4 protein-coding genes are annotated in these 3,084 nt (G+C 46.5%); 1 reads left to right on the forward strand and 3 read right to left on the reverse strand.

What is annotated here, in order from left to right; genetic code table 11:
* Positions 1-189 precede the first annotated feature (189 nt).
* From ACNRUY_RS26060 to ACNRUY_RS26070, 3 genes are all read right to left on the reverse strand, one after another.
* Positions 190-1,185 (reverse strand): ankyrin repeat domain-containing protein, encoded by a 996-nt coding sequence (locus ACNRUY_RS26060; protein ID WP_488114586.1) that lies wholly within the window; start codon positions 1,183-1,185, stop codon positions 190-192.
* Between the two features lie 140 nt (positions 1,186-1,325).
* Positions 1,326-1,925, reverse strand: coding sequence for a signal peptidase I (gene lepB, locus ACNRUY_RS26065; RefSeq protein ID WP_488114587.1), 600 nt, complete (start codon positions 1,923-1,925; stop codon positions 1,326-1,328).
* A 69-nt stretch (positions 1,926-1,994) separates the two neighbouring features.
* Positions 1,995-2,363, reverse strand: coding sequence for a nuclear transport factor 2 family protein (locus tag ACNRUY_RS26070; protein ID WP_488114588.1), 369 nt, complete (start codon positions 2,361-2,363; stop codon positions 1,995-1,997).
* 149 nt (positions 2,364-2,512) lie between these two features.
* Here ACNRUY_RS26070 and ACNRUY_RS26075 point away from each other — a divergent pair.
* Positions 2,513-3,084, forward strand: a 572-nt coding sequence (locus ACNRUY_RS26075) for a hypothetical protein (protein ID WP_488114589.1), incomplete at its 3' end; no start/stop codon positions are given.

A 3,084-nucleotide genomic window follows, 5' to 3' on the forward strand; every position in this document is an offset into this window, starting at 1 on the left:
CCGGAAATACCTTGTGCATCACCGGCAATGGGTGAGGGCGGCAGAGTTTTATGGAGGACACCGATCTGCTCTGGGGACATCATGGGTATGGACTTCAGGATGTCTTGGAATTGCTGAGGTTTCATGGCTGGAACTCCACTTTACACGACAATTCTCATGCTCAGGGAGTATAGACCATGTTAGCAACATTTAATTTGAACAGCGCCCTGTATCACTGTTATCTTTTCCCAAGGGAGTTTCTGATAACTTGTTGTCTCCAATTGGCTGGAATTCCTCTGGATAGGTACCTTCAACTTCTTCAGAGTCACTCTCGCTAATGGTGGAAGGTGCGTATTTTTCTGCTTCAAGTGCTGGTAACTCTGGGCTGGAATGGTCTGATACTGGTTTTTGTTTATCAGTCTGCGTGTTTCCAATACTGCTGGAAACAGCTACAGCTTCTTCAGTATTGTTGCTAGCTGTATCTTCATGTTTTTTTGGAAAATGAGATTGTGTACAAACTGACTGGTCTTCTTTTTTAGTGGGTTTTCTCTCACTAATTGATTTTTTAACCAGAAGAATAGTCTCGTCAGACTTATCGCTTTTTTCAGCATAAGCTGTCGGTAGTTTGCTTTTATTATCTCTACACTCCGGATCAGCACCTGCTTCGAGTAACAGGTGGGTCATTTCTTTTGTCTTCCCCCTCCAAACTGTATTTCTGGATACCGCATAGTGCAGAGGAGTTTTTCCTTCATCATCTTTGCAGTTTAAATCAGCACCCGCTTTAATCAAAAGGCAGGCTATTTCTTCTGAGCCAGATTGAATAGCAAGGTGTAATGAGGTTTTGCCATGCTTGTCCCTGCAGTTTGGAGATGCACCATGAAAAACAAGCAGATTCACAGCTCTTATATTCCGCCCCTTGACGGCAGTGTGTAAACGGCTATTGCCTTTTCTATCTAATTTGTCAAGATCGTTGGGGTCGATCATTTCCCTTTGAAGGGCTCTAAACACTACCATGGGACAACGTAAAGATAATTCCGGCGTTGTTCCTAAATATTTGCATATTTTTCGATGCCATAAGCTTTTATCAGTCTGTAAATGGCCGCATGGCAGACGGTGTACTGGACTTTCTGGTATTTCCTCATCTGGCTTTTGTAAAGTAGTAGAAAATAGCGTAATGGCTGAGAAGGCTTCTCTTAAATAAAACACCCGGAACACTCCCTTCTTTATGTTTATTCAATTTTTGATGGTCAAATTTGTTTTTTTATCCAATCTCTTGATGTTTATTTTAAAAAGGCTGACTGATTCCCAGGCTCCCAGGGCGTTTACCCCGAAGATACAGTAGCCAGTTAAATCCCGTTGCCATCCAGCCAGCGCCCATCTTTTTTCAGAACACCATAGACCACACCGGAAATAAGGTTCTCGGGAACAGGGCCGAACCGTCTGCTGTCATTGGCCCTGTACCGGTTATCACCCATCAGGAAATACTGTCGGTCAGGCAGCTCCAGCTGGTTATCTGGGGAAGCAGGGGAGAAACGCTCCTGCAGTTGCACTTGATAGCCCTTGGTTCCGATGGTTTCTTCCAGTGTTATTGTGTCATTGTCTCTGGAGAGTTCTTTCAGGGAAATAAGCTGGTTGTTCAGCCAGATGGATTGTTGCCGGTATTCCAGAGAATCACCGGGTTTGGCCATCAGGCGCATAATCAGAGTCTGGCTGTGGTCTTCTGGTGAGGCAAAAGCGACCAGCTGGCCGTAGTGGGCGATGCGGGCGCCGGATTTTTTGACAATAACCAGATCTCCCTCATCCAGGGTCGGTAGCATACCTGCGGTGTTGGGGATCCGGTATACCTCAAATTGACTGGCCACCCAGAGATAGGCTGCGGCTATCAGTATGATTGGCACCAGTGCCAGGAACAGAAGCTTTTTCAGCAGTGATTTTTTTTTCGGCATGGGCATTCCACTGACGATAGAGGTGGAGCTTATGGGAGCCTCTGACCCTGAAGTTCAGAAAGAGTTCCTTCATTCTTCCTCTTTTTTATCCACTTCTATTCTGCAGATCAGGCCGTCTCGGGAGTACACCACTCGTTCTGTTCCCGGTATTTTGAAAGGCTGCCCGGTGTTGGGGTTGGTACCGGTTCGAATGAAATCAAATTCAATGGTTCGATCTCCAAGGGGGCGGTAATTAGAGCTCTGCCAGAAGATATCGGGGATCTCCGAAAAAAAGGATGACATCAACTGCTCAACGGCAGCTTTGCCCTGATGATCCCCCATCATGGCTGAGTGATAGGTAACGTCTTCAGACAGCATGGGAAACACCCAGTCCAGACGGTGGGCATTGGAAAGGGCCACATAAGCCTGGGTGGCTTCGATTTGTTCCAAGTCATTCATGGCAGAAAACGCTTTTTTTGAGAGGAAATATACATTTTTAGCACAGAGGGGGATTGCCCACAGAAAAATAGGCCCGGACGGTTTGAACTTTCCTCGCTGTTTTCGTGTCAACCAGTAACCTTATTGAATAATAAACACGGGTATTGATTATGTTTAACCCATCAACAAGGCCCGATAGCCCGGGAGCCTCTGTGAGGGTGGTTGGTGAGGGTGCTCCCCCGGTCAAGTCAGATTCAGAGCAGAAGGGCTCTGCTTTTGGTATGGGGGTTGGTGTTGCTGAAGGGGAGCGGGTTCCTGTGCCTTCCGTCCAAACAGATGAAGCAATAGATCACTCACCAGGCCTATTGGTTGATCGCAATGTGACAGAGGCTCTGGCTGATATTCAGCCTGAACAACTGGAAGAAATGAGAAGGGAGCTTTTTCACTTTCAGTTTGATCAAAAGTCAGCTGCTGAGATTGAGGCCTGCATTACTGAATGCCTTCAGCAAAATTTACAGGCTGCTCTGGATCAGCAGAAGGAGAAATTCAAGTCACGAAATTTCCCTGAAATAGACCCTAGCTCCGATTTTCGGGATTTTTCTGGAGCATTTACCTCTAGGCGGCGTTCTCATCTAACCGATCTGCCAGATTTTAACTCAAACTCATGCCAACCAGACCATGATGGCTGCTATTTGAAGCATTCCCGTATAGTTACGCAGAAGCCGCTCGTAACGAGTTGCTA

The sequence above is a fragment of the Endozoicomonas sp. Z74 genome, from assembly GCF_057680865.1.

Excerpts from the sequence above, each read along its gene's own strand:
- lepB (WP_488114587.1), bottom strand. The coding sequence starts at position 1,925 with ATGCCGAAAAAAAAATCACTGCTGAAAAAGCTTCTGTTCCTGGCACTG.
- ACNRUY_RS26070 (WP_488114588.1), bottom strand. The coding sequence starts at position 2,363 with ATGAATGACTTGGAACAAATCGAAGCCACCCAGGCTTATGTGGCCCTT.